This window comes from Pseudofrankia coriaricola, assembly GCF_032027725.1.
In the GTDB taxonomy this organism is placed as follows: Bacteria; Actinomycetota; Actinomycetes; order Frankiales; family Frankiaceae; genus Pseudofrankia.
This window is the reverse complement of the sequence record NZ_JASNFO010000052.1, coordinates 77,008-101,713: the sequence shown is the minus strand read 5'-3', so window position 1 is coordinate 101,713 and position 24,706 is coordinate 77,008. Positions and strand designations below refer to the sequence as shown.

Here is a 24,706-nt window from a genome sequence, read left to right as displayed (position 1 = left end):
GGCCTGACGGCCTCACCGACGTCGAGATATCCAGCACCGCCGAGACGACGGGTGAACGCCATGGCAGACGAACAGAAGCTGCGCGATTACCTCAAGCGGGCGACCGCCGAGCTGGTCGAGGTCCGCCGCCAGCTCGCGGAACGGGACGGCGCGGGCGGCGCCGAGCCGCGCGGCGACGCGGCGGGCCAGGGCGAGCCGATCGCCGTCGTCGGGATGGCCTGCCGGTTCCCGGGTGGCGTCGCCTCGCCGGAGGACCTGTGGGAGCTGGTCGCCGCCGGCATCGACGCGACCAGCGAGTTCCCGACCGACCGGGGCTGGGATCTTGCCCACCTGTACGACCCTGATCCGGCCAACCCCGGCACGTCCTACACCAACCGCGGTGGCTTCCTCGACGCGGCGGACCAGTTCGACGCGGGCTTCTTCGGGATCAGCCACCGGGAGGCCGTCGCGATCGACCCGCAGCAGCGGCTGCTGCTGCAGACCGCGTGGGAGTCGCTGGAGCGGGCCGGGCTGGACCCGACCCGGCTGCGCGGATCCGCCACCGGGGTGTTCGCCGGGGTGATGTACCACGACTACGGCTCGCGCGTGCGGTCGATCCCGGCCGCCGTCGAGGGATATGTCGGGATGGGCAGCGCCGGCAGCGTCGCCACCGGGCGACTGTCCTACCACTTCGATTTCAAGGGGCCCGCGGTCACGGTCGACACCGCGTGCTCGTCGTCGCTGGTGGCGGTGCATCTGGCGGCGCAGGCGCTGCGTTCCGGGGAGTGTGAGCTCGCGCTGGCCGGCGGTGTGACCGTCATGGCCACCCCGGCCGCCTTCGTCCAGTTCAGCCGGCAGCGAGCGATCGCGGCCGACGGGCGGTGCAAGCCGTTCGCGGCCGCGGCCGACGGCGCCGTCTGGTCGGAGGGCGTCGGTTTCCTGGTGTTGGAGCGGTTGTCGGATGCGGTGCGCCTGGGTCATCGGGTGCGGGCGGTGGTGCGGGGTTCGGCGGTGAATCATGACGGGGCGAGCAATGGGTTGACGGCGCCGAACGGTCCGGCCCAGCAGCGGGTGATCAGGCAGGCGCTGGCGAGTGCCGGGTTGAAGGGCGACCAGGTAGACGTCGTCGAGGCGCACGGGACCGGTACGCCGTTGGGCGACCCGATCGAGGCCGGCGCGCTGCTGGAGACCTACGGGCAGGACCGTCCTGTCGAGCGGCCGTTGTGGCTCGGGTCGCTGAAGTCGAACATCGGCCACACCCAGGCGGCCGCGGGCGTCGCCGGCCTGATCAAGATGGTCCAGGCGATGGAGCACGGCGTGCTGCCGGCGACGGTGAACGTCGACGAGCCTTCGCCGCATGTCGACTGGTCGGCGGGCGCGGTGTCGCTGCTCACCGAGACCGTCACCTGGCCGAGGACCGGACGACCTCGGCGGGCGGCCGTGTCGGGGTTCGGCATCGGCGGCACGAACGCCCACGTGATCATCGAGCAGGCACCGACGGCCCAGACAGCGCCGGCGGCTTCGTCGGCGGGCGTGGTGGCCGGGGCGACGCCCCCCGCGCCGGCCACCACTCCAGCCGACGACTCCCCGGTAGAACCCGCCGCGGTGCCCTTCGTGCTGTCCGGACGCGACGCCGAAACACTGGGTGCCCAGGCCGCGCGGCTACGCGCCCATCTGGGGGAGCGGCCGTCGCTCGAGCCCGCCGACGTGGCTTACTCCCTCGCCACCACTCGCGCGGCGTTCGACGAGCGGGCGGTCGTCGTCGCGGCCGGCCTGGACGACCTCCTCGCCGGGCTGGACGTGCTCGCCCGGGGAGGCAGCTCCCGCGATGTCCGGCGCGGTCGGGCTCGCGCCGTCCGGCCGGTGTTCCTGTTCAGCGGCCAGGGCAGTCAGCGGCTCGGGATGGGCCGTGGACTGGCCGCGCGGTTCCCCGTGTTCGCCGCCGCTCTCGACGAGGTCTGCGCCGAGCTGGACGCCCACCTGACCCGCCCGCTGCGCAGCGTCATGTGGGCGGCGCCCCAGGCGCCGGAGGCCGCCCTGCTCGACCAGACCTCCTACACCCAGCCCGCGCTGTTCGCGCTGCAGGTGGCCCTGTTCCGGCTGCTGGGCTCGCTGGGAGTCCGCCCGGACGTCGTCACCGGGCATTCGGTCGGGGAGATCGCCGCCGCGCACGTCGCCGGCGCGCTGTCGCTCGCGGATGCCGCGCTACTCGTCACCGCGCGGGGCCGGCTGATGCAGGCCCTGCCGGCGGGCGGTCTCATGGTGGCGGTGCAGGCGAGCGAGACCGAGGTCGCGCCACTGCTGGCCGGCGTGGAGGATCTCGTCGGCATCGCCGCGATCAACGGTCCGGACGCGGTCGTGCTCTCCGGAGCGGCGAGCGCCGTCGAGCCGATCGTGAGTCTGATCCAGGGCTGGGGCCGCAAGGTACGGCGCCTCACCGTGTCACACGCATTCCATTCGCCGTTGATGGCGCCGATGCTGGACGAGTTCGGCGACGTGGTGAAGCGGCTGACCTTCCACCCGCCGACGCTGGAGATCATCTCCGCTGTGACGGGAGCGCGCGCCGACGACGGCCTGCGCTCGGCGCGGTACTGGGTCGAGCATGTCCGGTCCCCGGTCCGCTTCGCTGACGCGGTGCTGGCCTGCGGCGCGGGAGACCACGACGTCTACGTCGAGCTCGGCCCCGACGGCACGCTGACGGCGATGGCGCGGGCGTCGCTGCCCGAGGACGCCGGCGCGGCCCTGGTGCCGGCGCTGCGCCGCGACCGGTCCGAGCCGGCCGGCCTCGCCGCCGCGCTCGGCGAGCTGCACGCGTGCGGAGCGGCGCTCGACTGGCCCGCGTTCTTCACCCCTCGCACGCCGAGCGTGGTCGACCTGCCGACCTACGCCTTCCAGGCACGGCGGCACTGGCTGGACGCCTCCGACGACGGTGGCCCGTCCGGGCCGGGAGTCACCGCCGCGGACCATCCGCTGCTGAGCGCCGCCCTCGAGCTGGCCGAACCAGGTCGGTTCGTGTTCACCGGCGAGGTGTCGGCGGGGGCACACCCGTGGCTGCTCGATCACGCCGTCGCGGGCACCGTCCTGGTACCCGGTGTCGCGCTGGCCGAGCTCGCCGCCTGGGCGGGCGGTAGGGCCGGGTTCCCGGTCGTCGACGAGCTGACGCTACAGGCGCCGCTGGTGCTGCCGCCCGACGGCGACGTCAGCATCCAGGTGTCGGTGGACGCCGACGAGCTGCCGGGCCACGCCCGGATCACGGTGTACGCGCGGGCCGGGGCCGAGTCCGTGGACGCCGAGCCGTGGACCGTGGTCGCGGCGGGCTCCCTCGCCAAGGCGTCGGCGGCCCAGCCGGCTACCGACGGGTCACCGGGTGTCGCGGCGTCGTGGCCGCCCGCCGGCGCAGAGCCGGTGCCCGCGGACCGGATCTACGACACGTTGGCCGGGCTCGGACTCGACTACGGGCCGGTATTCCAGGGCGTGCGGGCGGCGTGGCGATCGGGACCGGACGTCTGGACGGAGGCCGCGCTGGACGAGGACGTCGCTGTCGAGGGGTTCGCACTGCACCCGGCCCTGCTCGACGCGGCGCTGCACGGCGCGGTCATCGCCTCGGGCGTCGAGGCCGACGACCGCACGCGCCTGCCGTTCTCGTTCCGCGGTGTCCGTTTCGACCACACCGGCCCCGACGGCGCCGGACCGCGAGCGGTGCGGGTGAGGCTCAGCCGGACGGGCGGTGACACCGTCCGCGTCCAGATCGCCGACGCGGCCGGGCGCCCGGTCGCCGCCATCGAGACGCTGGTGACCCGACAGGTCCGGACGGACGCTCTGGCGGGGACCGGACCCGGCCCCCGCGGCGCGCTGTACCGGGTGCGGTGGAATCCGGTCCCGCCGGCCCAGCGGCCCGCGGTCGACGTCCGCTGGTCGATCGTCGGGGACGACGCAGCAATGCTCGCCGGGCTGCCGCGGAATGTCGAGCGCCATCCCGACCTCACGCGGGCGGCCACGGCCGGCACGCCGGTCGTCGTCGTGGCCCTCACCGACACCTCCACCGGCACCGGCGAAGGCGGCGACGTCGCGGCGGTCACCCACGCGGAGGCGCAGCGGGCGCTAGGCACGGTGCGGGACTTCCTCGCGGACGAACGCCTCACCGCCACCACCCTCGTCATCGTGACCCGCGGCGCGGTCCGGGCGGTGGCGGGCGACCGGGTGAGCGACCTGGCCGGGGCCGCGGTGCGGGGACTTGTCCGGTCTGCCCAGTCGGAGCATCCCGGCCGGATCGTGCTGCTCGACATCGACGACGACGGGGCCTCGCTCGCCGCCGTGCCAGGCCTGCTCGCCCTGGGGGAACCGGAGCTGACCCTGCGCCACGGCACCGCCCACGTGCCCGAGCTGGTCGTCGCGACGGCGTCCGCGCCGGGTGACCCGGCGGCCTGGGATGCCGACCCGGCGGGGACCGTTCTGGTCACCGGCGGCACCGGCGGGCTCGGCGCGACGGTCGCGCGCCACCTGGTGGCGCGGCACGGCGTGCGCCATTTGATCCTCGTCAGCCGGCGCGGCGCGGCGGCGCCAGGTGCCGAGGAGCAGCGCGCCGAGCTGGTCGCCGCCGGCGCCGAGGTCACCGTGGCCGCCTGCGACGTCGCCGACCGCGAGGCCCTCGCGCGGCTGCTGGCCTACGTTCCCGCCGAGCACCCGCTGAACCTGGTCATCCACGCCGCCGGCGTGCTGGACGACGGGCTGATCGCCTCGCTCACCCCGGAGCGGGTGGGCGCCGTCCTGCGGGCGAAGGTCGACGCCGCCTGGAACCTGCACGAGCTGACCGTCGACGGCCCGGGAACCCGGCTGGTGCTGTTCTCCTCCCTGGCGGGCACCCTGGGCAACCCGGGACAGGCCGCCTACGGCGCGGCCAACGCCTTCCTCGACGCGCTCGCGGCCCAGCGGCACGACACGGGCCAGCCCGCGGTCTCGATCGGCTGGGGGCTGTGGGCGGCGGACGCGGGCATGAGCGGTGGTCTCGCGGAGGCCGACCTGGCGAGGATGGCCCGGTCCGGCATAGCCGCGATGGCACCCGAGGACGCGCTCGGCCTGCTCGACGCCGCGCTCGCCGGCTCCGAGCCGGTCCCGTTGGCCGTGGCCTTCGACCGGGCGGCGTTGCGGCGGCGATCCGCCAAGGCCGCCATGCCACGCCTGCTGCGTGGACTCGTCCCGTCACCTGGCCGTCGCACGGCCCCGGCCACCGGAACCTCGGCATCCGTGTCCACCCCGGCGGCCCTGCGGCAGCGGCTGGCCGGCCTCGACGCGCCCGAGCAGCACCGGGTGTTGTTCGGGCTGGTTCGCGGGGCGCTCGCCGACGTCCTGGCGCATCCCAGCCCGGAGACGATCCCGCCCGACGATCCGTTCACCGATCTCGGCCTCGACTCGTTGACCGCCGTCGAGTTCCGGAACCTGCTCGCGGGCGCGACCGGCCTCGTCCTGCCAGTGACGCTCGCCTTCGACCATCCGTCGGTGACGGCGGTCGCCGACCACCTGAGCACCGAACTGGCGCCGCGGACAGAGTCGCGCCAGGCGCCGGTGGGGGCCGGCCAGCTCTTCGCCCTCATCGACTCCGCCGCGGCGGCGGCCTAGAGGGCCAAAGGAGGTGCGAAAATGCTCGTCCTTCGCACCTCCGGAGGCCCCGTCCCCAGAAGCACTAGAGGGCCAAAGGAGGTGCGAAAATGCTCGTCCTTCGCACCTCCGGAGGCCCCCGTCCCCAGAAGCACTAATGGGAGTGGGGCAGTCCGAATGCCTATGACAACCGCACGCGACCTGTGGATCCAGAACTTTCACCCCGCGCCACTCGCCCCCTGCCGGCTGGTCTGTTTCCCCCATGCGGGCGGCTCCGCCAGCTTCTACCACCCGATATCCCGGTCACTCGCGCCCGCGGTAGAGGTGCTGGCCGTTCAGTATCCGGGAAGGCAGTTCCGCCGGGCAGAGAAATGCATCGAGGACATCGGCGAGATGGCCGACCGGATCTGTGACTCCCTGGCTCGGCACGCCGACCGCCCGATGGCCCTCTTCGGCCACAGCATGGGGGCGGTGCTGGCGTTCGAGGTCGCGCTGCGCCTTGAGCGGGCAACGCCCGACACGGTCATCCACGTGTTCGCGTCGGCTCGGTCCGCGCCCTCGGTTCACGGCGGCGAGGCGATACACGAGCGCGACGACGAGGCCCTGCTGGCCCACCTGCGGCAGCTGGGCGGAACGCAGTTGAAGCTGCTCGGTGACACCGAGCTGCTGCCGTTGATCCTGCCGGCTCTGCGTAGCGACTACAGGGCGGTCGACCGCTACCGTCACCGCGCCGGTGAGCGGTTGCGCTGTGCCGTCACGGCGCTGACCGGAGACGCGGACCCCGCCGTCTCGGTCGACGCCGCCCGCGGATGGCGTGACCACACACAGGGGTCATTCGACCTGTGTGTCCTCCCTGGTGGTCATTTCTACCTGGACTCGCAGTCGGCGGCGGTCGTCGAGGTCATTCTCGGCAAGCTCCGAGGTCTCCCCGCCTCGGAGTTCCAGCACGCCGCGGGTCCGCGGGCGGCGGTCGACATCCCCACCCCACGCACCAGACGGCCCGGGGATTCGCCCGGCCGCGGGCCTGGTGACCGGGCCGCGGCCGGGGACCGGCCGTAGCCGGATGAGCCCCGATCTCGACGGAGGTTGAGCCCAATGCACGGTTATGACGTCTTCCGGCACTACGAACGCAAGCGTTGGACGCTCGACGAGCTCCCGTTCGACGAGATCGACCAGGATCTGGTGCGGCCCGAGTACGTGACCATGGTCAAGAGTGCCGTGATGGGTGAGGCGAACTCGATCGCGGCCCAGCACGGCTTCCTCAACGAGTTCGACGACTACGACTTCTCGGCGTTCGTCGCGGTCTGGGGCTACGAGGAGCTCCAGCATCATTTCGCTTTCCGGACCTGGCTGGACGCCGTGGGCGTGGTGATGCCGGTGGCGCCGGTGGAGGCGATGCGTGCGCCGTATGCGCCGGGTACGACGCCGAGCGCGACGCTCGCGACGAACATAATTTCGGAGCTGACGGTCAACCATGTGTACCGGTCGGTGGCCGCGTGGGTCCAGGAGCCGGTTCTAAGCGGGCTGATGACGCGGGCCAGCCGGGACGAGGCCGGGCATGCGCGGGAGTTCCTGCACTACGCCCGCCGCCGCCTGGACGCGCATCCGGGGGAGCTGCCCTCGGTTCTGGAGACGCTTTACGTCTACACGTCCGAGTCGCGGATCAAGCATCCGGTCGGGGTGTTCAAGAGCGGGCTGGAGGAGCTCGCGAACCACGAGACGATCGACACCGCGTTCGAGCTGTTCCTCGCCGGTATCGCCGCCGACGGCGAGCTCGACCGGCTGCAGGACAACATCCGCCGCGCGTTCGCCGCGTTGACGGGGCTGGACGTGAGCACCAACGGCCGCATCCGCCGCCGTCTCGCGGAGGCGCTGGCGTGACCGCCGCCGACCTCGGCCCCGACCTTCCGCTGTCGGCGCGCCCGGTCCCGGTGCGCTCGGTGGGGCTGCCCGCCGACGACCTCGACAGCGCCGTGACCGCCTTCATGACCGCGTCGCCGGTGACCCGTCGCTGGGATGTCGAGCACGACTTCGACTGGGCCGCCGCCGACGCCAATCGACTCACGGAGGGCCAGCGGTCCGCGGTCCAGTTCATCACCTTCATCGAGGACCACCTGCCGGGTTACTTCGCGCTCTACGGCAGCCGGTTCCCGCTCGACGCCGACGTGGACCTCGAGACCTTCCTGGTCAACCGCGAGGTCTATCACTTCACGGTGCGGTGGGCACAGGAGGAGGACAGCCACGCCCGCGCGCTTTTCCGCTACCAGGTGGAGTCCGGGATCGCGCAGGCGTCGTCCCTGCGGCGCGAGCTCGCCGCGGAGGGGCGCAAGCGCTTCAGCCTGCCGCACGAACATCCCGCGGCGCTGTTCGCCTACACGCTCGTGCAGGAGAAGGCGACCCAGATCTACTACCAGAACCTGCGGGCCGTCGTCGGTGACCCGGTGCTCGCCGACGTGCTCGGCCGGCTCAGCCGGGACGAGGCGCGCCACTTCACCTTCATGGCCGACATGGTCGAGGCCTATCTGCGCCGGTACGGCGACGCCGTCGTCGAACCGATGCGCGAGGCCATCGCGCAGTTCCGGATGCCGCTGGCCGACACGCTCAAGGGCTACTGGCGCTGGGCGCTGCGGATCGCCGACACCGCCCGGTACGACCACACCGAGGCCTACGACCACCTCGTGCGGGTCGTGCGGCGCGCGGTCGACGCGCCGTCCGACCGCGTCGACGAACTGGAACGGTTCGTGCGCGCCTGCCGGGTCCTCCCGACCGCAGCCGCGCCGCACTGACCCGAGCCTCCGCCGGCGCCCCGTCCGACCAACGAGAAAGGCCTGTCCGTGGACGATCTCACCGCCGCCGCCCCGACCACCGAAGCCCCGACCACCGAAGGTCCCACCGCCGCGGGCGTCGCTGCGTCGTCCGGTGGGGGTCCGGCCGCGCTCACCGTGGAGCAGGCGGTGGTGAACATCTTCGATCCGGCGTGGCATCACGACACGTTCCCGAACTACAAGGTGCTGCGCGAGGCGGGGCCTTTCGCGCCGGGTCCGCTGGGGATGCGTCTGGTGACGCGATATCGGGAGATCGAGGAGATCCTGCAGGACCCGGCGTGGAGCCACGCCGAGGAGCGCGACACCATGCATCCGGACAGTGACGGTTCGGACCTGCCGACCTCGTTTCTCTGGATGGAGCCGCCGGACCACACGCGTATTCGCAAGTTGGTCAGCCGGGCGTTCACCGTGCGGCGGATCGATGCGACCCGGTCACGGGCCAGCCATCTGGTGGACGAGCTGGTGGACGCCGCGATCGCGGCGGGTGAGGTGGACCTCATCGAGGCGATCGCCTACCCGCTGCCGTTGACGTTGATCGCGGAGCTGATGGGTGTGCCCGTGGCCGATCACGCTGCGGTGCGGTCGTGGTCGTCGGGGCTCTCGCGAGGCCTGGACCCGGACGTTCTGCTGTCCGCGGCGGAGGTCGACCATCGGCAGAGCTCGGCGCGGGCGATCCGGGACTACATCACCGAGCTGGTGGCGCGCCGCCGGGCGGAGCCGGTGGATGACCTCATCAGCGCGCTCGCGCTGGCCGAGGCCGAGGGCGACCGGCTGACCAACGAGGAGATGCTCGCGACGCTGGTCGTACTGCTGGTCGCCGGCCATGAGACCACGGTGAGCCTGATCGGTGGCGCGCTGGATGCCCTGATGCGTCATCCGGACCAGTTCGCGGCGTTGCGGGCCAATCCCGATCTCGCCGGGCCCGCGGTCGACGAGCTGATGCGTTTCTGCTGCCCGGCGCATCTGACCACCCGGCGGGCGGTGCGTGACACCGAGGTGTCCGGGCAGCGGTTCGCCGAGGGCGACACTGTGATCATCCTGCTTGCGTCAGGTAACCGGGACGCGGAGGCCTTCGCCGAGCCCGACCGGCTGGATCTGGCCCGCTACGCGGGGCAGGAGTGGGTGCCACGCCATCTCGGGTTCGGGCGGGGGCATCACTACTGCATCGGCGCGCCGATGGTGCGCCTGGAGGTGGAGCTGCTGCTGCGGGCGCTGGCCCGGCGCGCACCCCGGATGACACCCCTGGCGGACCCGCCGCCGTACCGGCCCAACCAGATCGTGCGGGGGATCCAGGAACTCCGCGTCCAGATCACCGAAGACTGACCAGCTCCGCGAGGGACTGCGACATGACGACCGAATCCAGCGATCTGATCGATGCCGACGTCGCGCCGGAGGCCGGTGGCGCTGTGGGGCCGGCCGAAGTCCCCGGGCCGGACGCCACAGTCGCGGGGGGTGCGCGGGCGCTCGACATCTTCGACTCGCGCAAGCGGTCGGACCCCTACCCGGCCTACCGGGCGCTGCTGGAGGCGGGACGCTTCCACTGGCTGTACCCGGGGTCACCGCGCATCGCGGTGGTCACCCGATACGCGGACTGCATGCGGGTCCTGCAGGATCCGGCCGTCGGGCACGTGTCGATGGCCGACAGCGCCTTCCGCGTGGACACCGAGGCCGACGAGGGGCTGCGGTCGATGCTGCGGGCGAACCCGCCGACCCACACCCGGCTGCGCCGGCTGGTCAGCAAGGCGTTCACCGCGGGGCGCATCGCCCGGTTCGGCCCGCTGGCCCGCCAGCTTGCCGCCGACCTGCTCGACGACGCCGTCGGGCGCGGTGAGGTCGACCTCGTCGGGTCCTTCGCCCGGCCTGTCCCGCTGCGGGTCATCTGCACGCTGCTCGGCGTGCCGCCTCGCGACGAGGTGGTCTTCGGCGACTGGGCGTCCGCGCTCACCCGCGGGCTGGACCCCGACCAGCTGCTGTCTCCCCCGGAACGGATCCAGCGGACCGAGGCGACCCGCGGGTTCGTCGACTACTTCGGCGACCTGATCGCGAAGCGTCGTGCCGCGCCCGCCGACGACCTGCTGAGCGACCTCGTCGCCGTCCAGGAGCAGGATGACCGGCTGTCGGATCGCGAGCTGCTCGACCTGTGCGTGCTGCTGCTGGTCGCCGGCTACGAGACGACCGTCAACCTTGTCGCCAACGCCGTCCTCGCGCTCGCCCGGGATCCCGAGCAGTACGCCACTCTGCGGGCCGACCGCGCGCTCGTGCCCGCGACGATCGAGGAGACCCTGCGGTTCGACCCGCAGATCCAGTATGTGGGGCGCACGGTGCTGGCCGACGTGGACCTTGGCGGGCAGACGCTGCGGGCCGGAGACGGCGTCATCGCCCTGTTGGCCGGCGCCCAGCGTGACCCCGAGGTGTTCCCGGACCCTGACCGGTTCGACATCACCCGCTACGCCGGACCGGCCGCGCGCCATCTCGGTTTCGGACTGGGCATCCACTACTGCCTCGGGGCGCCGCTGGCCCGGCTTGAGGCGGAGATCATGCTGGCGGCGCTGCTCGACCGGGTCGAGCGAATCGAGATCGCCGCGGAACCACTGCCCTATCGGCCGCACCTCTCCGTCCGCGGCGTCTCCGCGCTCCCCGTACGGTTGACCCCCGCCTGACCGCTTACCAGACGCTGTCGCCACGCAGAACGGCGTCCGCGCCGCCATCGACGAAGATCACCTGCCCGGTGACATGGCTGTTCTGCGGGCCGGCCAGCCAGGCCAGCAGGGGGGCGATCTGCTCGGGGCGGGCGTGTCCTCGAAGCGGCATGGGCACGGCCCTGTCCAGTTCCTCGCGGGCGGCGTCGTCATCGTCGAGGTGGCGGGTCATCGCGGTTCGGACGATGCCCGGCGCGACCGCGTTCAGCGGGATGCCAGCGCCAGCCCAGTCGTCGGTGGCGGCGTTGCGCCGGACCCAGCGGGCCAACGCCACCTTGGACGACGTGTAGAGGAGATGTCCCTCGCCACGGTCGACGGCGGCTTGCGCGGCGGTAACGGCGGCCGGCTCGTCCGCGGCGAGGCAGCCGGCCACGACCGCCGGTTCGGCCGGATGCACGCAGGCCAGCGAGTTGACGACGACCGCGGCCGGGCTCGTGCCCGCGGCCAGCAACGGACGCAGACCGGCGATGGTGGCGACGGCGCCGAAGAAATTGACGCGCACCGTCCGCGGATCGCGTTGGGAAATGCCGGCACAGGCGACAAGCGCATCCAGCCGGCCCCCGGTGAGCTGGCGAACCCGGTCGACCAATTCCCCCCGCCCCGCCCTGGTGGCCAGGTCGACCGTGACCTCGGTGTGCTTCAGATCGACACCGATCACGGTTGCGCCCTGACCGAGGAGGAGGTCGGCGGTGGCCCGACCGATACCGGAGGCAGCGCCAGTGACCACGTAGGTGCGGGACATGGACCGTTCCCTTTCCGTCGGCGGTGACGTTGAACGGGAATGAGATCAGCCGTGTGCAGTTAGGCTACATGATAACTCGACATCAATGTGATCGAGAATGAGCTGACGGTGTCGACTGGGAAATCTGGCGCTGCTTTCCGAGGGAGTGCCCGACGTTCGGCCCTGCCTGGGAAACGTTTCAAGATCGGCTCTGCCGTAAATTCGGTGGTGACGGTATTCATCGGAGGGTTCGGGAGCGCCGGCGTCGTCTCCGGCGCCGAAGACCAGTTGCGGGGCCCGCGGGGAGCCTCAGCCGGCGAGGGCGGCGGCGAGCCGGTCGAGTGCCGCGCTGAAGTCGTGGGCCGCCAGGTGGCCGAAGCCGACCCGGAACACCCGGTCGTGCTCGCCGAACCAGGAGCCCGGCGCAACCCGGGTCTCGAGCGTGGCGAGGCGGGCGTAGAAGCCGGCGACCGCGCCGTCCGGGAACCGGTCAGTGGGCAGGCGCAGGCAGCAGATGGCCCCGCCGTCCGGCCGGACGACCTCCACGGGCTGGTCCCGTGCCCAGGCCGACAACTCGGCGAGCGCACGCTCCAGCCGCCGGGCGTGGGGCGCGAGGATCGCGGTCCGCTGGCGCAGCAGGTGCACGGCCAGTAGCTCGTCGAGGGTGGGGCAGGCGATCGTGGTGACGAATTTGGCCTCGCGCAGGCGTTCGGACAGGTCGGCGTCGGTGGTGGTCAGCCAGCCGAGCCGTAGCCCCGGCGCGCCGTGGGCCTTGGACAACGACGAGCAGGTGACGACCCGCGCCGACCGGGCCGCGGCGGACGGCGGGACTGGCGCGTCGCCGTAGGTGGACTCACGGTAGGTCTCGTCGACCAGGACGACCGCGCCGGGCGCGCGGTCGGCCACCGCGGCGAGCAGGGCGCGCACCTCGTCGTCGGTGAGCCGGACGCCCGACGGGTTCTGCGGCGAGGCGACCGACACCAGCCGGGTCCGCTCGGTGAGCGTCTCGGTGAGCGCGTCGAGCGGGAGCCGGTAGCCGTCGTCGAACGACGACGCCACCAGATCCACCCGGGCGCCCAGGCCTTGCGGAACGCCGCGGGCGGGCGGGAAGCACGGCGTGACCAGGGCGACCCGGTCGCCCGGCGCGCAGGTCGCCTGGGTGAGCAGGAACATCGCCTCGATCGCGCCGACCGTCACCAGCACCTCGTCGGCGCTGACCCCGGCATCCGCGGCGATCAGCCCCCGCAGCTCGTCGTCACCGCGCGTGGTGCCGTAGCCGAGCACGACATCCTTCAGCTCGGCCGGTTCGACGAGCTCGCCGAGGCTCAGCGGCGGACAGGTGCTCTCGCCCAGGTCGTAACGCACCGGGCTGTCGATCAGGGCGGAGATGGCGCTGGGCGCGAACGTCGTCATGGCGTCCATCGTCGGAAGGGGCCCGCCGCCGGAGTAGAGCCAATCCCGCTAGATTGGACCGCCGATGGAGCCAATCGCGTGGGTGGAACGCCTCGGCCGGTGGTCGTCGGGTCGCGGGCCGCTGTATGTGCTGCTCGCGGCGCGGATACGGGCGCTGATCGACGACGGCGAACTGCCACCCGGGTCGCGGCTCCCGCCGGACCGCTCGCTGGCGGCGGCGCTCGCCGTCGGCCGCGGCACGGTCGTCACCGCCTATGACCTGCTGGCCGTGGAAGGCCGCATCACGCGCAGGCAGGGCAGCGGAACCCGGGTCGCCGGAGACACCTGCGCGCCGCCACGGGCGACCGCACAGACGCCGGCGTTCCTGCACCTGCTCGAGCCGAGGGACGGCGTGCTCCTGCTGGCATGCGCCGCACCCGACGCCCCGCCCGCCGAGCTGGTCGACGCCTACGCCCGGGCCGTGCCGCGGCTGGCCGACATCACCGGCGACATCGGCTACCACCCGATGGGCCACCCCGCGCTGCGCCGCGCCATCGCGGAGCGCTACCAGCGGCGCGGCGTGCCCACCGCACCCGACCGGGTCCTCGTCACCAGCGGCGGGCAGCAGGCGCTGTCCCTGCTGGCCCGCGCGCTGCTGCGGCCGGGCGACCGGGTACTGGTCGAGACACCCACCTATCCCGGCGCGCTGGAGGCCTTCCGGGAGCAGGGCGCGCTGCCGCGTGGGCTGCCGGTCGGGCTCGACGGGCTCGCGGCCGCGGCCGCCGAGCACCGGTCCGCCCTCGCCTACGTGATCGCCTCCTTCCACAACCCCACCGGCGCGGTCCTGCCCACCCTGCGCCGACAGCGCCTCGCCCGGACCGCCGCCGCCGCGGGCGTCGCCCTCATCGACGACGAGGCCCTCGCCGACCTCGGCTTCCCCGGTGCCCAGCAGCCACCACCGCCGCTGGCAGCCCACGACGACCAGGTGATCACGATCGGGTCGCTGAGCAAGGCTGTCTGGGGTGGCCTGCGAATCGGCTGGGTACGTGCCCCGGTGCCGCTCATCACCCGGCTGGGCCGGCTACGAGCGGTACACGACCTCGGCGGCAACATCCCCGCCCAGCTCGCCGCCGCCGACCTGCTCGGGCACCTCGACGCCATCCAACGCCGCGAGGCCGCGCGGCGACAGGCCCGCCACGACCACCTGCGCGCCGAGCTCGCCCGCCACCTCCCCGACTGGGACGCGCCCGCTGTGCCCGGCGGCCAGACGCTGTGGGTCCGCCTTCCCCGCGGCGACGGCACCTCGTTCGCCCAGACAGCGCTGCGCCACGGCATCGCGATCCTCCCGGGCACCGGCCTGGACGCGGGCGTGGGCAGCCACGAATACCTGCGCCTGCACTTCCTCGCCACGCCGGAAGACCTCAGCGAAGCCGTCCGCCGCCTCACCGCCGCCTGGCGCGTCTACCACCCGCAGCCCCACCGCACCCCCTCCACCCCGACGCTGGCGATCTGACCGCCGACCCGGCCATCTGATCGCCAAGCCGGCGGCGGCTCCGCACGCCCGGGCTCCTCACGACGTAACTGCCCGGCAGGCACGCACCGCCTCCGCTATTCTCGGGGCCGCGAGTGCGGGGCGCGTTCACTTAGTAGCGGGGAGAAATGAGCCAGGAAGCGGGGATCGACCCAGGGGCGCTGATGGGAACCGCGCTGGCCGCCTTTCTCGCGCTTATCCTGGCATCCGGTCCATGGAGAGCCCTCTCGATAATTCTTGGAATTACGCTGACATTGCTGTTGCTTGCAAGCTACCGGGTGGAAGACTGGGGAATTCCACGGGAAACGGCTATAGTGCGTGGGGCCGCGCTCGGCGCGGTATCCGGCCTCTGCGCGGATCTCATCGTCGCCTATCCGCTTCAAGAATGGTGGGCGCGCAGGAACTTCGCCGGCTGCTATCAATCGCAGGACATCGACGGCTGCTTTGCTCATCACACCACGGATACCCTATGGCTACCTTGGCTCGTGGTGTTCGTTACCGTAAGCGGCATATATTTCCACCGTTGGCGGCGTCGGCAGTCGAATCGCCGGTCGGTAACGAAAGAATAGATCAACAGTTCGATGCGTGGTGATCGTCTTTCATGTGCGGATCTGGAGGTCTTTCTATGTCGGACATTGAGTCGACGACCGCCCGGCAGAAGCCGCGATCGGACGCGTGGCGGTCAGCGATCACCGTGGTGCAGGAGGCGGAGCCTCCTTTCATCCCGGCGGGTGCGCACGCGATGACCATCGTCGTCGAGTTCCCACCGGGCGACCCTGGTACCCCTCCGCATCGGCACTCCGGACCGGCCTTCGGCTATGTGCTGGCCGGCGAGATGGTGTTCGAGCTCGAAGGCGAGCCGGCGCGCGTCGTCCGGGCCGGCGAGGCGTTCTGGGAGCCGGGTGGCGACGTCATCCACTACCAGGACGGCAACAACCGCGACGACATCCCCGTGCGCTTCACCGTCACCATGCTCTGCGAACCGGGCAAACCGATGCTTACGCTCGTGGACGAGGGCGAACTCATCCGACGTCAGGACCGCCGAGCCTCGCGCACCAACTGACGGCAGCAGGGCCCGCCGACTGGGAAGTAGCGGTAGGCGGGCGTTCCGTCGGGAGCTGTTCATGCGATTCATGGCGCTCGACCTCGCGGGCATTGGTCGGCCAGCGCACCGGCGCCAGGTGAGCGAACGGTCAGGCACGCCGGGTTTCCTCGTGACGAGCGAGGGCTTCCAGGATTTCGCCGCGGTTCTGGCGGTCGATCGGGGTCGCGCCGCCGCCAGCGATCGCGGCGTCGACCGCAGCCAGCGCCTCGGCGTGCTGGCCGAGGTCGAGCAGGATCGCCGCCTTGATGCTCTGGCCGGTGGCACGGTTGGTCCGGTCTGGCAGCGAGCCGACTCCCGTGCCGTCGCGCTCGATCTCCAGGCCGCGCGTGCAGGCGGCCAGGGCCTCGTCGAGGCGGTTCATCAGGTGCAGGACGACCGCTTTGTCGAGGTGGCCGAGCACGAAGTTCGGCTCTGAACGCAATGTCTGCTCGCAGACGGCCAGCGCCTCGTCCAGCTGGTCACGCCGCAAGTACAGCCGCTCCAGGTTGAGCAGGGTGCCGAGGTGGCCCGGGTCGATTCCGAGGGCCTGGCGGTAGGCGGTGGCTGCCTCGTCTGTACGGCCGAGATCGTTGAGCATCAGGCCCTGGTAGAAGTGCGCGTCGATGTAGCGCGGCCGCAGCTCGATCGCCTCGGTAAACGCGGCGAGCGCCTCGGTGTCGCGGCCGGAGCGGGCCAGCTCGTTGCCTCGCTCGACGAGGTCGATCTCAGCCGGTATGGCCCGGTCCTTGACCTGCGGCCAGTCGGCGGGGTCGGTGAGTGTGCCGAGACACCGGGGGCACAGCGCGGCGTCGAACCACCGCGCCTTCGCCTGCACACACTGGTGGCAGAAGCGGCGTTTGCAGTCGCCGCAGATCATGTGCTGGCCGGCGAACGATCCCGGGTTGGCGTGGGCCACCGGGTTGCCCCCGGGCATCATCGAGACCGAGATCATCCGGTCGCAGAAATAGGCGGAACAGTAGTAGACCGCCACACTCGCCTCCAGCGGTGCGCCGGGACCACCCACCCGATGTGGATGCGGCCCCGCGCCGATCGACGTCGCAAGACTCCCACGCACCAGCAGAGCTTCAAGGTCGGCGTCAGCTGCGCGACAGGCAGCATCATCCCGCGTCCCGCTCCGCCCGGACAGGCGACAAATCACGCCACAACTCGATCGACATCCCGGTCCTTGTCGCCCGCGCGCTGGACGACGGACGCCAAGCAACTCAGGTACGTCCCGCCGGATACGCCCGGCGGGGTGAGGCCGAGAAGGCCGGTGATCGGCCGGCCGCCGCGGCTACGGGACGCGGGCGACCGCACCGTAGACGGCGGTCTCGGCGGCGGTGGGGCGGGGCTGGCTTTCATCGTCGGCGCGCCAGTGGGCGACGGAGGTGATTCCCGGGGGCACGAACTCAAGGCCGTCGAAGAACCGGGCGAACTCGTCGCGTCCGCGGAACTGGAACGTGACCTTTGTGGCTGTGTCGGCGTCGTTTACGCCTGTCGCGGTGCTCGGCGGCATGAAGTCGCTGGTCGCGTGGGACAGCACGACATAGCTGCCCGACGGCAGCTCGGAGACCAGGCGCGACACCACCCTGTATGGGTCGTCGGCATCCGGGACGAAGTGCAGAACGGCCACGACCATCAGCGCCAGCGGCCTGGAGTAGTCCAGCGCCTGGCGGACGTCGGGATGACCGAGGATGTCGTCGGGCCGGCGGATGTCCGCGTCCAGGTAGGCGGTGGACCCGTTCGGGTCGGAGTCCAGGCGGGCGCGCGCGTGCGCGAGCACGATCGGGTCGTTGTCGACGTAGACGACCCTCGCCGTGGGGTTGAACGACTGGGCGATCTCGTGCAGGTTCGGCGAGGTGGGGATGCCCGTGCCGATGTCAAGGAACTGGTCGATCCCGGCCTCGCCGGCGAGGAACCGCGCGACCCGGCGCATGAACGCCCGGTTCTCGATCGCGGCGGTCCGCACCTCGGGGAACGCGGCGGCCACGGCATCCCCGGACTCACGGTCGGCCTTGAAGTTGTCCTTGCCGCCGAGCCAGTAGTCGTAGCGCCGAGCCGGGTGCGCGGTCGAGGTGTCGATCTCGGCCGGCAGCCAGGTGGGGTCGGTCCGTTCCGGCGACCTCGCGGCTGGCTCGGACGGTGACATCCCTACCTCCACGTTTCGATGACAAATCGAACTTAGCGAGCGCTGATCCAGCTTGGTCAGGGCGGTAGCCGGCGTGGTCTGCCCGTTGTGGTTGGCCCGCCGGCCCGCTCCCCGGGCTGGGACAGCGACGGGTCGGATGATCGTGGGGTGGCGGAGCGGGCACGGCGCCGGCTCAGGCGAGGTGTCCGTGATCAGGGGGTCAAGCTCACGTCGGGGCGCGGTGGGCCCTCGGTGGTTCCGGGGTGCTGTTCGGTGCTGTGTTCGGTGGTGTCCGGTCTGGCCGGGTCGAGCGCGCGCGGTCGAGCCTGGCGTATGCCATACTGTCGAAGTCGACGTCGACCTCGACGTTCGGTCGAGATGGGGTGCGACGATGACGGTGTGGCCGGACGGATCGACAGTGAGCAACAGCGCGGGCCGCCGGCGTCGCTTCGAAGCCCGCTAGTCCGGCCGGTAGACGCCGATGCTGGACATGACATCCGGTAACAGTCGTGGCTCGTTCCGCGCCGAGGTGCCTACCTACGCCGCCGCGGTCGAGGCGTGGCTGGCCTCCCGCCCCGCCGCGTTCGTCGCGGCGGCCCGCCCCGTCGCGTCCTATGCGGAGCGGGTCGCCGTCACGTCCGACCTCATGCGCGTCCTGTTCGATGAAGGCTGGGCGCGCTACGGGTGGCCCGAGGCGGTCGGTGGCCTGGGTGGCGACATCCTGCACCGGGCGGCGATGTGGGAGGCGCTGGCGCGGCATGGGCTTCCCGCCATGGCGCTGTTCGAGCACCTGGAGATCCTGGCTCCGACGCTCGTGGCCATGGGTGACCAGGATTTCGTGGCGGGGGTGCTGCCGCGTTTCCTGAGCGGCGAGGAACGCTGGTCGCAGGGGTTCTCCGAGCCCGATGCCGGCTCCGACCTGGCCAGTGCCCGTACGCGCGCCGTCGCGGTCGACGGCGGGTACGCCATCACCGGCCGGAAGATCTGGACGAGCTGGGCCCGGTACGCCACATGGTGCCTGGTCCTCGCGCGGACCGGGACCACCCAGTCACGCCACCGTGGCCTGACCGCGTTCGCCGTCGACCTGCGCTCCCCGGGCGTCGAGGTCAGGGCGATCGAGCAGGCGAACGGTACCGACGAACTGGCCGAGGTCACCTTCGACGAGGTCCTCGTCGGGCCGGACCGGATCGTCGGTGAGCGCAGCGGCGGCTGGCGGGTCGCGATGCACATCCTCGCGCACGAACGCGGGACGTTCGGCTGGTTCCGGCACGGCTTCCTGTACCGCCAGCTGTTCGACAACCTCGCCCAGGGATCGCCGTCGCCGGCGGGGGACACCCTGCTCGGCAACGCGCTGCTCGACCTGGCCGCGGTCCGGGCCAGCAGCCACGCGGGGCTGCGGGCGCATGCCGCCGGCGCCGCGCTTGGTCCCCAGGCCGCCTTCGTGAAGCTGATGCTGGCCGCCGGCGAGCAGGCGGTCAACGACTGGGTGCTGGCGACCGACCCGGACCTGGCGGTCGGGATGCAGGACGACTACGTGGCCGTGCGCCGGCAGGACTACCTGTTCTCCCGGATCGTCACCGTCTACGGAGGCTCGCAGCAGATGCAGCTGGACACCATCGCCAAGCAGATCCTGCGGCTGCCATGACGTCGGTGACGGAACAGGCCGACCGCGAGTTCGTCGACGCCGCCTGCCTCGCGCTGCGCGCCCCCACCGACGGCGGCGACCCGCTCGACGCGCTGGGCTGGTGGGACCTCCTGTCGGAGCTTTCCGACCGGGACGCCCGGGCGGCGGCGCTGGCGCTGTTCCGTGCCCAGGGCCGGGAGCTCTTCGGCTCCGCCGCGCTGGGTGGCCTGATGGCCCAGCCCTTCCTCGTCGCGACCGGCCTGCCCCCGGGCTCGCTGGTCGCGACGGTCAGCCGCTGGTCGCCACGGCGCGGGGAGCGGCTGGTGGTTGTCGGGGATGTCGCCGGTGCGGCCCTGCTCATCGACCGGCCGGGCCACGGCGCGGCGGTCGTCGCGAGCGACCAGGTCGAGCTTCACCCGGTCGCCGTCGCCGGGCGCCTGGCCATGTACGAGGTGGAGCTCGGCCCTTGCATCTGGACGGCCACCGTCGCGGAGCGGACGGCCGAGCCCGCGCGCGCCCGCGGCCGGTTTCTCGGCCGTCTCGCGATGGCCCTGGAGATCCTGGGCGCGGCGGAGGGCGCCCTGGCGCTCGCGGTGGCGCACGCCGCCACTCGAGAGCAGTTCGGCCAGCCGATCGGCGCGTTCCAGGCCGTCCGCCACCTGCTCGCCTGGGCGCGGACCGACTGCGTCGCGCTGGAGGCGGTCACCACCGTCGCCGTCCGCCTGGACGAGGCGACCCCACCCCGTCACGACGAGATCGTCAAGGCCCTGGCGGGCCGCAACGGCCGCCGGGTCTGCGAACGAGCCCTACAGGTGCTGGGCGCCATCGGGTTCACCACGGAGCACGATCACCACCACTTCCACAGCCGGGTGCTCGCCCTCGACGCACTGCTCGGGACATCCGCGGAGCTGACCCACGCGCTGGGTGCCTGGTTCCGCGAGACGGGCACCGACCCGGCCGCGCCCGCGGCCGTGCTGCTGTCGGAGTAAGGAGAAAAGGGGAGAAAGTGCCGGTGTCGAAGGTCGAGCTGGGGCTGAGCCTCGCCGGGATCCCTCGGGACGCGGCCCCGCTCGCCGCGGTGGCGCGGGGAGCCGAGGAGTCCGGATACGGCTCCGTGTGGACCGGTGAGGCGTGGGGGAGTGACGCCTTCACGCCGCTGGCCTACGTGGCCGCGGTCACCAGCCGCATCCGGCTGGGCACGGCCATCGCGCAGATGCCCGCGCGGACGCCAGCCGCGACCGCGATGACCGTGCTGACGTTGCAGCAGCTGTCCGGGGGCGTTTCGTGCTCGGGCTGGGAGCGTCGGGGCCGCAGGTCGTCGAAGGGTGGCATGGCGTGCCCTACCGCACGCCGGTCCAGATAACGCGTGAGTACCTGGCCGGCGTTCGCTGGACCGGCCTGGCCGGGACGCGGTGACTTCCGGGCCGCCGCGGACGGCGCTACAGTGCTCGACCGCGGGCAGTGATCGGGGATGGTGGCGTGTCGCGGGTGTCCAGGTCTGAGGAGTCGACGTCGCGGGACGCGGCGCCGGTGCTGCTGGTCGACCGGTCCGAGGGCGTGGTCGTGCTGCGACTCAACCGTCCCCACCGCCTCAACGCCCTCGACGCGTCGCTGGTGGCCGCGCTGCGCGAGACCTGCGCGGCGATCGCCGACGATGCCGACGTCCGGGTGGTCGTGCTGACCGGGGCCGGCCGGGGATTCTGCTCGGGCATCGACGTACGCGACTTCGGCGGCGACGTCCCGGACGCGGCGGCGCCCGCGATCGAGCGCCTGCGGTTCCAGGAGATGATGGCGGCGCTCCCGCAGGTCGTGCGGGACCTGCCGCAGCCGGTCGTCGCCGCGGTCAACGGGCCGGCGTTCGGCGGTGGGCTCGCCCTCTGCCTCGCCGCCGACGTGCGGATCTGCGGCGCGTCCGCGACGTTCGGCAACGCCGCGATCCGCCTCGGGCTGTCCGGGGCGGAGATGGGGATGAGCTACCACCTGCCGCGCGTCGTCGGCACCAGCATCGCGGCCGACTGGATGCTCACCGGGCGGACGGTCGCGGCCGACGAGGCCCTGCGCAGTGGGCTGGTGAGCGCCGTCCACCCCGACAGCGAACTGTGGGAGCAGGCCATGCGGACCGCCGGGCTGATCGCTTCCCACGCGCCGCTCGCCGCGCGGATGACGAAACGCGCCCTCGCCCAGAACACCGACGCACCCAGCCTCGCCGCGGCGGTCGAGCTGGAGAACCGCAACCAGGTGATCGCCCACGCCACCGACGAGGCGGCCGCGGCGCGCGTGACGTGGAGCGCACGGTGATGGCGGCGGGCGGGGACCGCGGGGACCGCGGGAACTGACCGCTGACGGCGTCGGTCCGGGAACGCGGACCGCGTCCCGCCCGTGACGCCGACCGTGCCGGGCGGCCGGCCGCCCGGCCGGCCGGCACGGTCAGCGTCGTGCCATGTCAGACCCGCTCGATGATGGTGGCGGTGCCCATGCCGCCTCCGGTGCACATGGTGACCAGGCCCGCCGTCAGGTCCCGGCGCTCCAGCTCGTCGAGGACCGTGCCGAGCAGCATCGCGCCGGTCGCGCCGATCGGGTGGCCGAGCGCGATGGCGCCGCCGTTCACGTTGACCCGGTCCGGGTCGAGTCCGAGGTCGTCGATCGTCGTGAGCGCGACCGCGGCGAACGCCTCGTTGATCTCCCAGAGGTCGATGTCGCCGATCGCCATCCCGGCCTTGGCCAGGCAGCGCCGCGCGGCGGGCGCGGGAGCGGTGAGCATGATGACCGGCTCGGACCCGACCGCCGCGGTGGCGTGGATCCGGGCCCGCGGGGTGACGCCGTTGGCCTTCACCCACGCGTCGGACGCCACGACCACGGCGGCGGCGCCGTCGACGACCCCGGAGGAGTTGCCGGCGTGGTGGACGTGCTCGACGTGGTCGGCCCGCGGGTAGCGCCCGAGGGCGAGCTCGTCGTAGGTGCGCGCCTCGCCGTCCGGCCGGGTCGCGCCGGCCGCCGCGAACGCCGGCCGCAGCCGGGCGAGCCCCTCGATCGTCGTCCCGGGGCGCGGGTGCTCGTCGTGGTCCAGGAGCACCGTGCCGTCCGGGCCGGTGACCGGGATGATGCCGCGGTCGAACCGGCCCTCGGCGACCGCCCTGGCGGCGCGGTCCTGGCTGGTGACGGCGAAGGCGTCGACGCCCGCGCGGCCCAGCCCGGCGAGGGTGGCGATGAGATCGGCCGAGATGCCCTGCGGCACGGTGGGGAACCGCGCGCGCAGCGCGGGGTTGTGGCCGTCTATGGTCACCGACCCGGCCGCGAGGTCCCAGCGCGACATCGACTCCACGCCGCCGGCGACGACGAGGTCCTGCGCTCCGCTCGCCACACCGGTCGCGGCGATGGTGACGGCCTGCTGCCCGGAGCCGCAGAAGCGGTTCAGCGTCATGCCGGGCACCGTCTCCGGCCAGCCGGCGAGCAGGGTGGAGAGCCGTCCGATGCAGTCGCCGTGGTCGCCGGAGAAGATGCCGTTGCCGGCGACGACGTCCTCGACGTCGGCCGGGTCGAAGCCGACCCGGCGGGCGAGCGCGCGCAGGCACTGCGCCAGCAGTTCCTGCGGGTGCACGCCGTGCAGCGCGCCGTCGGGCCGTCCCTTGCCGCGCGGGGTTCGCACGGCGTCCACGATCCAGGCGTCCATGTCAGTTGACCTCGTGGTCCCGGCCTAATCCCCGCCCGGCGCCGGTGACGATGCAGGTCCGGCCCTCGCACATGTCGGCTTCACTCATGGTAGACAGCCAATATCGATGTCGATGTTGGTGCAAGCGAAGGGGCTGGGCGGGCATGGCATGGGACTTCTCGACCGATCCGGACTACGCCGAGCTCCTGACCTGGGCCGACGCGTTCGTGCGCGAGGAGTGCGAGCCGCTGGACCTGGTGGTTCGGGAGTCACACGATCTTGGTGATCCGGTCCGCCAGGCGCTCATCCCGCCGCTGCAGGCGATCGTCAAGGAGAAGGGGTTATGGGCGACCCATCTCGGCGCCGAGCTCGGCGGGCCGGGCTTCGGGCAGGTGAAGCTGGCCCTGCTCAACGAGATCCTCGGCCGGTCGGTCTGCGCGCCGATCGTCTTCGGCTCGCAGGCGCCCGACTCCGGTAACAGCGAGATCCTCGCCCGCTTCGGCACGCCGGAGCTCAAGAAGCGCTACCTCGAGCCGTTGCTCGACAACCGCATCGTCTCGTCGTTCTCGATGACCGAACCGCAGGGCGGCGCCGACCCGAAGATCTTCACGACCACCGCGACGCTCGACGGCGACGAGTGGGTCATCAACGGCGAGAAGTGGTTCACCTCGTTCGCCGCCCTCGCGTCGTTCCTGATCGTGATGACGGTGACCGACCCGGACGCGCCGCCGTACCAGCGTCAGTCGATGTTCGTCGTCCCGGCCGGGACACCCGGCGTGAACATCCTGCGCAACGTGGGGATGGGCTACGAGCCGGTCGGCCAGGGCAGCGAGGGCTACGTCCGGTACGAGAACGTCCGCGTCCCCGCCGACCACATGCTCGGCCCGCGCGGCGGCGCGTTCATGGTCGCCCAGACCCGCCTCGGCGGCGGCCGCATCCACCACGCGATGCGCACGGTCGGGCTGGTCCGGCGGATCTTCGACATGATCTGCGAGCGCGCGGTCTCCCGCTTCACCCAGGGCGAGGTGCTGGGAGACAAGCAGCTCGTCCGGCAGATGGTCGCCGACTCGTGGATGGAGATCGAGGCGTTCCGCCTGCTGACCCTGCAGACCGCGTGGAAGATCGACAAGTTCCAGGACTACAAGGCCGTCCGCGCGGACATCTCCGCCGTCAAGGCGATGATGCAGAAGGTGCTGCACGACGTCAGCTCGCGGGCGCTGCAGCTGCACGGCTCGCTCGGCACGACCCACGAGATGCCCTTCGTGCACTACCTCGTCGAGTCGTTCGTGCTCGGGCTCGCCGATGGGCCGACCGAGGTCCACAAGGTCACCCTCGCCCGCGAGCTGCTGAAGGGGTACTCGCCCGCCGAGGGCCTGTTCCCGTCGGGCCACCTGGTGCGCCTACGCGCCGAGGCCGAGGCGAAGTTCGCCGACCGCCTCGCCGGCATCCCCCGGGCCTGATGCGCGCCGGCCGCCGGTC

Annotated in this window: 18 protein-coding genes and 1 pseudogene; 14 read left to right on the top strand and 5 right to left on the bottom strand. The window is 72.3% G+C overall.

The genetic code is table 11. The features are described 5' to 3' along the window. Positions 1–60: 60 nt before the first annotated feature. From QOZ89_RS27060 to QOZ89_RS27035, 6 genes are all read left to right on the top strand, one after another. The gene (locus QOZ89_RS27060) at positions 61–5,595 is read left to right on the top strand and encodes an SDR family NAD(P)-dependent oxidoreductase (RefSeq protein WP_312626133.1); all 5,535 of its coding nucleotides are present in this window, start codon (positions 61–63) and stop codon (positions 5,593–5,595) included. 162 nt (positions 5,596–5,757) lie between these two features. Beyond that, a complete protein-coding gene (locus tag QOZ89_RS27055; RefSeq protein ID WP_071048154.1) occupies positions 5,758–6,633 on the top strand; it encodes a thioesterase II family protein in 876 nt (291 codons plus the stop codon). Positions 6,634–6,669: 36 nt separating this feature from the next. Further along, entirely contained in the window at positions 6,670–7,455 is a 786-nt protein-coding gene (locus tag QOZ89_RS27050; RefSeq protein ID WP_312626132.1) for a ferritin-like domain-containing protein, read from the top strand. A gap of 29 nt (positions 7,456–7,484) precedes the next feature. Further along, positions 7,485–8,360: an acyl-ACP desaturase gene (locus tag QOZ89_RS27045; protein ID WP_071048853.1), complete on the top strand. Its 876-nt coding sequence runs from the start codon at positions 7,485–7,487 to the stop codon at positions 8,358–8,360. A gap of 48 nt (positions 8,361–8,408) precedes the next feature. Then, on the top strand, positions 8,409–9,722 hold the full coding sequence (locus QOZ89_RS27040) for a cytochrome P450 (protein WP_083418618.1): 1,314 nt from the start codon (positions 8,409–8,411) through the stop codon (positions 9,720–9,722). A 23-nt stretch (positions 9,723–9,745) separates the two neighbouring features. Continuing rightward, a complete protein-coding gene (locus QOZ89_RS27035; protein WP_083418617.1) occupies positions 9,746–11,059 on the top strand; it encodes a cytochrome P450 in 1,314 nt (437 codons plus the stop codon). 4 nt (positions 11,060–11,063) lie between these two features. Here the strand turns inward: QOZ89_RS27035 and QOZ89_RS27030 are convergent, their stop codons facing one another. Together QOZ89_RS27030 and QOZ89_RS27025 are read right to left on the bottom strand one after the other, a co-directional pair. Further along, positions 11,064–11,840 carry an SDR family oxidoreductase gene (locus QOZ89_RS27030; protein WP_071048827.1) on the bottom strand — a complete coding sequence of 259 codons (777 nt, stop codon included), beginning with the start codon at positions 11,838–11,840 and terminating at the stop codon, positions 11,064–11,066. Between the two features lie 288 nt (positions 11,841–12,128). Next, on the bottom strand, positions 12,129–13,232 hold the full coding sequence (locus QOZ89_RS27025; RefSeq protein WP_083418616.1) for a pyridoxal phosphate-dependent aminotransferase: 1,104 nt from the start codon (positions 13,230–13,232) through the stop codon (positions 12,129–12,131). Between the two features lie 64 nt (positions 13,233–13,296). On the opposite strand from QOZ89_RS27025, the gene QOZ89_RS27020 reads away from it, so the two are divergent. The 3 genes from QOZ89_RS27020 to QOZ89_RS27010 all read left to right on the top strand — a co-directional run bounded on the left by QOZ89_RS27020 (position 13,297) and on the right by QOZ89_RS27010 (position 15,805). Next, positions 13,297–14,724: an aminotransferase-like domain-containing protein gene (locus tag QOZ89_RS27020; protein WP_071048826.1), complete on the top strand. Its 1,428-nt coding sequence runs from the start codon at positions 13,297–13,299 to the stop codon at positions 14,722–14,724. 146 nt (positions 14,725–14,870) lie between these two features. Further along, complete coding sequence (locus tag QOZ89_RS27015; protein WP_131803986.1) at positions 14,871–15,311, top strand: hypothetical protein; 441 nt, start codon at positions 14,871–14,873, stop codon at positions 15,309–15,311. A 56-nt stretch (positions 15,312–15,367) separates the two neighbouring features. Next, entirely contained in the window at positions 15,368–15,805 is a 438-nt protein-coding gene (locus tag QOZ89_RS27010; RefSeq protein WP_071048825.1) for a cupin domain-containing protein, read from the top strand. A gap of 130 nt (positions 15,806–15,935) precedes the next feature. On the opposite strand, the gene QOZ89_RS27005 is transcribed toward QOZ89_RS27010, so the two are convergent. Both QOZ89_RS27005 and QOZ89_RS27000 read right to left on the bottom strand, forming a co-directional pair. Further along, the gene (locus tag QOZ89_RS27005) at positions 15,936–16,817 is read right to left on the bottom strand and encodes a tetratricopeptide repeat protein (protein ID WP_071048824.1); all 882 of its coding nucleotides are present in this window, start codon (positions 16,815–16,817) and stop codon (positions 15,936–15,938) included. 303 nt (positions 16,818–17,120) lie between these two features. Then, a complete protein-coding gene (locus QOZ89_RS27000; protein ID WP_083418615.1) occupies positions 17,121–17,975 on the bottom strand; it encodes an SAM-dependent methyltransferase in 855 nt (284 codons plus the stop codon). Between the two features lie 469 nt (positions 17,976–18,444). On the opposite strand from QOZ89_RS27000, the gene QOZ89_RS26995 reads away from it, so the two are divergent. The 4 genes and pseudogenes from QOZ89_RS26995 to QOZ89_RS26980 all read left to right on the top strand — a co-directional run bounded on the left by QOZ89_RS26995 (position 18,445) and on the right by QOZ89_RS26980 (position 21,876). Then, on the top strand, positions 18,445–19,599 hold the full coding sequence (locus tag QOZ89_RS26995) for an acyl-CoA dehydrogenase family protein (RefSeq protein WP_241841721.1): 1,155 nt from the start codon (positions 18,445–18,447) through the stop codon (positions 19,597–19,599). Further along, the gene (locus QOZ89_RS26990) at positions 19,596–20,567 is read left to right on the top strand and encodes an acyl-CoA dehydrogenase family protein (RefSeq protein WP_071048822.1); all 972 of its coding nucleotides are present in this window, start codon (positions 19,596–19,598) and stop codon (positions 20,565–20,567) included. The genes QOZ89_RS26995 and QOZ89_RS26990 overlap by 4 nt, the downstream gene beginning before the upstream one ends. Before the next feature lie 17 nt (positions 20,568–20,584). Further along, positions 20,585–20,994: pseudogene (locus QOZ89_RS26985) on the top strand (LLM class flavin-dependent oxidoreductase). Between the two features lie 63 nt (positions 20,995–21,057). Then, positions 21,058–21,876: an enoyl-CoA hydratase-related protein gene (locus QOZ89_RS26980; RefSeq protein WP_312626129.1), complete on the top strand. Its 819-nt coding sequence runs from the start codon at positions 21,058–21,060 to the stop codon at positions 21,874–21,876. 145 nt (positions 21,877–22,021) lie between these two features. Here QOZ89_RS26980 and QOZ89_RS26975 read toward each other — a convergent pair whose 3' ends face one another. Beyond that, entirely contained in the window at positions 22,022–23,248 is a 1,227-nt protein-coding gene (locus QOZ89_RS26975) for an acetyl-CoA C-acetyltransferase (RefSeq protein WP_312626127.1), read from the bottom strand. Positions 23,249–23,391: 143 nt separating this feature from the next. Between QOZ89_RS26975 and QOZ89_RS26970 the strand changes: the two genes are divergently transcribed. Continuing rightward, on the top strand, positions 23,392–24,687 hold the full coding sequence (locus QOZ89_RS26970) for an acyl-CoA dehydrogenase family protein (RefSeq protein WP_071048820.1): 1,296 nt from the start codon (positions 23,392–23,394) through the stop codon (positions 24,685–24,687). Positions 24,688–24,706 lie beyond the last annotated feature (19 nt).